This is a genomic window from Rhodococcus sp. AW25M09, from assembly GCF_000333955.1.
GTDB lineage: Bacteria > Actinomycetota > Actinomycetes > Mycobacteriales > Mycobacteriaceae > Rhodococcoides.
This window is the reverse complement of the sequence record NZ_CAPS01000023.1, coordinates 47,845-54,659: the sequence shown is the minus strand read 5'-3', so window position 1 is coordinate 54,659 and position 6,815 is coordinate 47,845. Positions and strand designations below refer to the sequence as shown.

The following is a 6,815-nucleotide window of genomic DNA, read 5'->3' as shown; positions in this document are numbered from 1 at the left end:
CATCGAGTGGACTTCCGGGGGGACTGCGGGGGGGACTTCCGGGGGTGGGCTGCGGAGGCGAGCGGGATCAGGGACGGCGATAGGTCACCTGTGGATAAGTCTCGGCATTGGTGACGGTGGCGTGCACGTTGTATACCGTGCGCACCAGGTTCTCCGTGATCACAGTGTTCGGGGTTCCCGATGCCACGATGGTGCCGTGGTTCAGGACGATGATGCGATTGCAGAACATTGCGGCGAGGTTGAGGTCGTGCAGCGCGATGTAGCTGCTCAACGGTAGTCCTGCGACGAGGGTCAAAATCTCGAGTTGATGTTGGATGTCGAGGTGATTGGTCGGCTCGTCGAGCAGTAGTTCGGTGGGCTGTTGAGCCAGGGCGCGGGCGATCTGGACGCGTTGGCGCTCGCCGCCGGAGAGGGTGTGCCAGCGCCGGGTGGCTTTCGACGCCATGCCTGTGTCGGTGAGCGCTCGGGCTATTGCGGCGTCGTCATCGAGGGCGTTGCCGCCGAGGATTCCGTGGTGCGGGATTCGTCCGAGGCGGACGACATCGCGGACGCTGATGTCGACATCGGTGTCGGAATGTTGGTCGACCATCGCCACGCGCCTCGCGACGCGTCGTCGACGCAGTGTTCGGAGGCTCTGCCCGTCGAGCAGCACGTCGCCGTTGTCGGGGGCGACGATGCCCGCGAGGATTCGTAGAAGTGAGGACTTGCCCGAACCGTTGGGGCCGATCAAACCGATGGTCTCGCCTGGATCCGGCACGAAGCTGATGCCGTCGAGGATCGGATGTCCGCCGCGTGACCAGCGAATGTCTCTGGCGTGCAGTGTCATCGGGATCTCCTGAGCCGGAACAGAATGAGCGCGAAGGCAGGCACTCCGATGAGTGCGGTGACCACCCCGACGGGAATCTCTTGCGGCGCGAACACCGTTCGGGCGATGGTGTCGACCCAGACCATGAAGATCGCGCCGATCACCACCGTCGTCGGCAGCAATCGTCGGTGCCGCGCGCCGACGAGGAAGCGGGCGGCATGCGGGAGCACCAGCCCCACGAATCCGATGGCACCAGCTGCACTGACGAGGGCCGCCGTGATCAATGCGGTGATGACCAGCAACAGGATTCGCACCCATTTCACCGGAACGCCGAGGGAGGCAGCCGCGTCGTGCCCGAACGTGAATGCATCGAGGGCGGAGGTGCTGAACAGGCAGACCACCATTCCGACGAGCGCCACCGCGCCGCACAGCGCCACGTCTGTCCAGTCGGCACCGCTCAGGGACCCGAGCAACCAGAACAGCACCCCGCGGGTTTGTTCGGCATCGGCCGAGGAAATGACGATGAACGACGTCAGAGCCGAGAACAGTTGTGTGCCGGCCACTCCCGCCAGCACCACACGGTCGTTGCCGCCGCCCGCACCAGCGGCGAGGAGCATCACCAGCACGAACGACAGCAGCGCACCCGCGAACGCTCCGGTCGACAGCGACAGCGCACCGCCACCCACTCCGAGCACGGCAACCACGACAGCACCGGTGGACGCGCCCGACGAGATACCCAGGACGAACGGGTCGGCAAGTGGATTGCGCAACAGCGACTGCATGATGGCGCCACACAAAGCCAGACCGGCGCCGCAGACTGCTGCCAGCAGGGTTCGGGGCAGCCGCAACTCCCAGACGATGCCGTCCTCGATGCGACTCACCTCCGCTGCGCCGATCCCCATGTGTCCCAGTATCACTCGATACACGTCGGCAACCGACACGGTGGCCGGACCGATCGTCACAGCCACTCCGATCGAGAGCACCAACACCACACAGCCACCGAACAGGAGCGGGATCAGTAACCCGCGATCGGTTCGGCTCATCGGGTCGCGAATCCCCAATTCTGCAGAGCAGCAGCAACTTTCTCGACTCCGTCGACGGTCCGAATCGACGGGTTGAGATCGGCACCGTTGACGACGATGTAGCGCTTGTCCTCGACGGCGGTCAGCCGACTCGTGACGGCATTCGATTCGAGGAAGTCGATCTTGCTGTCGAGGGCGTCCCCGGTAATGCTGCGACGGCTCAGATCCGCCAGCACGAGCGCAGTGGGATTGCGATCGGCAACGCTTTCCCAATTCACCTGTGGCCATTCATCGGTGGTGTCGGCGTAGATGTTCCGAGCCCCTACCGAATCGGTGATGATGCCCGACGACCCGCAGCAGCCCGCCATGTACGGGGTGTCGGTGTCGGCGAACCAGTACGCCAACGTCGCACCCGATGCGTCGACGGTATCGGAGGCTTTCACGAAGCGGTCCTGCAACTCCGCGACGAAGATCTCGCCGCGGTCACGGACGTCGAAGATGGCCGCGAGATCGCGGATCTCCTGATACACGGTCTCGATCTCGAGTGGTGCCGTGCGCGCACCGTCGGAGTTGACGCTGTCGTCGGTCTTGCCGTTGCAGTCGGTCGGAGAGAGATAGCTCGGGACGCCGAGCTGCTGGAACTGGTCCCGATCGGCGACGCCTCCCGGCCCGAGGGTGCCGCCGAACGACGCGGAGACGAAGTCCGGTTCGGTGTCGAGCACCACCTCGAGGGAGGGCTTGTTGTCTGCCAGCCGGGGCACCCGCGCGTTCTCCGACTCGAGGTCGGCGCGAACGGGATCGGTCCAGGTGGCGGTGCCGACCATACGGTCGGCCAAGCCGAGGGAGAGCAGAATCTCCGTCGAACTCTGGTTCAGAGATACCGCACGCTGTGGCGGCGCATCGACGACGATGTCGCGGCCGCAGTTCTCCACGGTCAGCGGGTAATCGGCTGTGGCGGCGGCGGCAGTGTCGATCGTCGGTGGGGACGAGCAACCGGCCACGGCAAGGACGGAGACAGCGCCGAGTACGGCGAGTGTGGTGCGCATCGAAGAGCTTCCTGCTTGGGGCTCGTGTCGCGGAGCCGCGGGTGGGGGTGAACCACGACGCCCGAGCATTCGGACTTCGAGCTCTCACCCGTCACCGTTGCGCGCCAGCTCCGGATTTGCACCGGATTCCCTCGTTCGTCGCGTGCTGACCCTATCGTGTGCCTTACCCGAATGGTCAGCGTGCTGCTACCGTCACGGTCTCCGGTGAGACGGTGCGAGGAAACGTGTTGCGCGCCAGGACAACCACCAGCAGTGCTGCGACGACGAGAATCGTGGCGGCGGCGGTGACGGTCACGATGCCGCTGATGTCGACGAACACCCCACCCACCAGCGCACCCGTTGCGATGGCCAGCTGGAAGGCAACGACATAGATCGCCGACGCCTTGTCGGCGTCGGCCGAGGCCGCCCTGACCACGGCAGACTGAATGCACACCGGGATCGTGGTGAATGCCAACCCCCACAACGCAATGGCACCGATGGCGAACACAGCCAGTCCACCCGGCGCTCCGGTCAGAGTGCACCACAGGATCGCGACCGCAGCGGCGACCGCGCCCAGAGCCGCGATGGTGGAGTGCCGCGGCCACCGGTCGTAGCTTCTGCCGATCACCCAGATGCCGACCACCCCGAACAGGCCGTACAGCATCAACATCAGGGTCAGCGTCGTGCCCGCCGAGCCGATCGCACGGTCGACGATCAGTGAGAAGTACGTGTACGCGACGAAATGGCCGAGGACGGCCAGGAACGTCACGCCGCACAGAATGGCCAGGGTGCCGTCGAGCACCCGCGGTGTCTTTTTCTGTTCCGAGCTCGCTCGGGCGACCGGTAGCGCCGGAAGTACGAAATACAGTGCCACCGCGATGGCCGTCGCGACGACCCCGAGAATCGTTGCAGCCGTGCGCCATCCGAACCATTGCCCCATCGCTGCGGTGAGTGGGTTGCCCGCGACCAGCGCCAGAGAGGTGCCGGCGTACACCGTGGCGATGGCCTTACCCTGCTTTCCGGGCAACGCGAGCGACGCCGCGACGGGCGCGACGACGGCCCAGAATATTCCGTGCGTTGCGGCGCACAGCATTCGGGAGATCACCAACATCGGATAGCCGACCGATACCGCGGACATCAGTTGCGACAGTGCCAGTGCGGCAACGGTGATGACGACGACGCGTCGCCGCGGCCACTCCCGCACGACCCTGATCAACGGCATCGTCATGGCAGCGACGCCGTACGCGTAGAAGGTCAGCAGCAGGCCTACGGCCGATTCGCTGACACCCAGGTCGCCGGAAATCTCGGGGAGCAAACCCACGGGCAAAGTTTCCGCCGTGACGTAGATGAAGGCGGCCGCGCCGAGCACCAGCAACTTCGGTAGGGGTGAGGACATGTTGTGTAACGTTACACAGGACCTCGTTATCGCGCTACAGTTGCGAGGTGAGCAATCGGGTGACCATGGCGGATGTTGCAGCGTCCGCAGGCGTGTCCACCATGAGCGTGTCGTACACGTACAACCAACCGAGTCGAGTCTCGGCGGCCACCAGGGACCGTGTCCACGCGGCAGCGGCCCACCTCGGCTACACCGGACCCAACCGCGCTGCCCGCTCGCTGCGTAGCGGTAAGCACAACAGCATCGGCGTCGTACTCGGAGAAAAGCTCACCTACGCCTTCGAGGACCCGCAGGCTCGACGCTTTCTGTCGGGTATCGCCGACGCGTGCCTCGACGCCGACACCGCATTGGTGATGCTGCCGAACCTGCACCGGGACAACGACAATGCACGGATCCGGGACGCCCAGGTCGACGGGTACGTCGTGTGGACCACCGAGATCGACGACCCACTTCTCGACGTGCTTGTCGGTACCGGCCGCCCGACCTGCGTTCAGGGCGGGCCCCACCACCCCGGCCTCGAATGGATCGCCATCGACGACCGAGCAGCAGCCGATGCAGTCGCCACCGCCGCGTTGACCAGCCGCGCACACCCTGCGATCGTGGCTCTCCGACCTGATTCGCGACGCGAATCCACAGTCGTGCCCGGCGCGGACGCGTCGGACATCTCGATGCCGGTGACCCGAGCCCGGCTCGAGGGTTACCGCGATGCCTGCGTACGTCTCGGAATCGACTGGTCGACCGTGCCGACGCTGTTCACCACCCACAACGCTCGCGGAGAAGGCGACCGGGCTGCACGACTGTTGCTACAGGACGCCGTCGTCGACACATTGCTGGTGATGAGTGACGAGCTCGCCCTCGGGGCACTCGACGCTGCGGCGGCGACCGGAATAGAGATTCCGACGCGACTCGCCGTCACCGGGTGGGACGACTCCCCCGTCGCTGCAGCGGCCGGGTTGACCACCGTCGCACAGTCGTTGTTCGATCAAGGACGCTCGTCGGCCCGGTGGGTACTCGGACTGAGCGAGACGGTGGATGCAGCGGGATGGAGTGTCGAGAAGCGGAGATCGACAGGACGCGAAAACGACCCGCGAATCGAGGGCGGCGTGCTCTAATAGACCTTAAAAAGGGGATGCTCCCTGTTTATAGCGCAAAAGCAAACTCTTGGGCTACTATGACTCATGGCTGTCCGGCCACGAGGGGGAACAGTGAGCCGAGAGCACGACGCGCAGCGCCGTCATGTCGCCGGCCCTGGTTACGACACGCTGACCGGGCTGCCCAGTCGCAGCGAAATTCTCGCCCTCATCACCATCGAGCTCGACACCCAGCCCTCCGACCACCACTTCAGCGTCCTGCTCGTCGACATCGACGGATTCCGAGAATTCAACGACGCCCTCGGACCCGCCCAAGGTGACGCCCTGCTGTGCATGATCGCCGACCGACTCGCTGCGTCTCTGCGGCCCGGCGACACCATCGGCCGACTCTCGGGCGACGAATTCGTTGTTGTCGCCAAAGGATGTCACTCCATCTCCGCCCGCGCCATGGCCGCAGGATTCGCGAGCATCTTCGAGCCCGTATTCGAACTCGGCGAACGGCAACTCACCCTCACTGCCAGCGTCGGAGTCGCCTCCAGCAACGACACGGACATCAGCGCAACGCAATTGCTTCACAATGCCGCCGCAGCCATGCACGCCGCCAAAGCCGTCGGACGGAACAAATATCACGTCTTCACCGACGAGTTGCACCACACCAACCGCACCCGACTCGAACTCATCGAACGACTGCGCGGCGTCGCCATGATCGAACGCGAACTGACGATGGTCTACCAGCCCATCGTCGAACTCGCGACAGGATCCGTCGTCGGCGCGGAAGCGCTCATCCGCTGGAACCACCCCGAACTCGGCCTCCTGATGCCCGACGCATTCATCCCACTCGCCGAAGACGCCGACCTCATCGTGCCGCTGAGCATGTGGATCATCGCCGAAGTCGCCCACACGATCGCCGACTGGCAGGCCCGCAACATCCACCTACAGGTCGGGGTCAACATCAGCCCGGCCCACTTCGCCACCGGAACCCTCGCCACCGACGTCATCGACATAGTCGACACCTACCGCATCGAACCCGGACGGCTCGCACTCGAACTCGCCGAATCACAGACACTCCACAATCTCGACGCAGTCCACTACCAACTCCGCGACGTTCAGCGCCACGGCGTCCTCATCGCCATCGACGACTTCGGTGCCGGCTTCTCATCCCTCGAGCGCCTCGCGACCCTCCCCGTCGACACACTCAAAATCGACAAATCGCTCACCCAGCACCTCGACAGCGACAATCTCCACCGCCGCCGAGCCATGACCACGCTCTGCACCGCTCTCGTAAACGTCACCACCGAGCTCGGAAAAGACACCGTCATCGAGGGAATCGAGACCCCCGAACAACTCCAGATCTGCACCGACATGGGCGTAACCTTCGGCCAAGGACACCTACTCGGACGCCCCATGTCCGTTGCGGCACTCGAACAAATCCTCGCCCTACACAGCACCCACAGCGAATCCGCATAACCCGAGGAC

The 6,815-nt window shown here is 64.7% G+C and carries 6 protein-coding genes and 1 riboswitch; of the genes, 2 read left to right on the top strand and 4 right to left on the bottom strand.

The window, feature by feature from the left end:
- Positions 1–67 precede the first annotated feature (67 nt).
- The 4 genes from RHODMAR_RS04465 to RHODMAR_RS04450 form a co-directional block, all read right to left on the bottom strand.
- Positions 68–826: an ABC transporter ATP-binding protein gene (locus RHODMAR_RS04465; protein WP_008711719.1), complete on the bottom strand. Its 759-nt coding sequence runs from the start codon at positions 824–826 to the stop codon at positions 68–70.
- Positions 823–1,848 (bottom strand): FecCD family ABC transporter permease, encoded by a 1,026-nt coding sequence (locus RHODMAR_RS04460; protein WP_008711717.1) that lies wholly within the window; start codon positions 1,846–1,848, stop codon positions 823–825. The genes RHODMAR_RS04465 and RHODMAR_RS04460 overlap by 4 nt, the downstream gene beginning before the upstream one ends.
- A complete protein-coding gene (locus RHODMAR_RS04455) occupies positions 1,845–2,873 on the bottom strand; it encodes an ABC transporter substrate-binding protein (RefSeq protein WP_008711715.1) in 1,029 nt (342 codons plus the stop codon). The genes RHODMAR_RS04460 and RHODMAR_RS04455 overlap by 4 nt, the downstream gene beginning before the upstream one ends.
- Before the next feature lie 6 nt (positions 2,874–2,879).
- A riboswitch (cobalamin riboswitch) is annotated at positions 2,880–3,003 on the bottom strand.
- Between the two features lie 45 nt (positions 3,004–3,048).
- Positions 3,049–4,248, bottom strand: coding sequence for an MFS transporter (locus RHODMAR_RS04450; protein WP_008711713.1), 1,200 nt, complete (start codon positions 4,246–4,248; stop codon positions 3,049–3,051).
- 47 nt (positions 4,249–4,295) lie between these two features.
- Between RHODMAR_RS04450 and RHODMAR_RS04445 the strand changes: the two genes are divergently transcribed.
- Entirely contained in the window at positions 4,296–5,360 is a 1,065-nt protein-coding gene (locus RHODMAR_RS04445) for a LacI family DNA-binding transcriptional regulator (protein WP_232433575.1), read from the top strand.
- Positions 5,361–5,453: 93 nt separating this feature from the next.
- Entirely contained in the window at positions 5,454–6,806 is a 1,353-nt protein-coding gene (locus RHODMAR_RS04440; RefSeq protein WP_008711708.1) for a putative bifunctional diguanylate cyclase/phosphodiesterase, read from the top strand.
- The last annotated feature ends 9 nt before the right edge of the window (positions 6,807–6,815 follow it).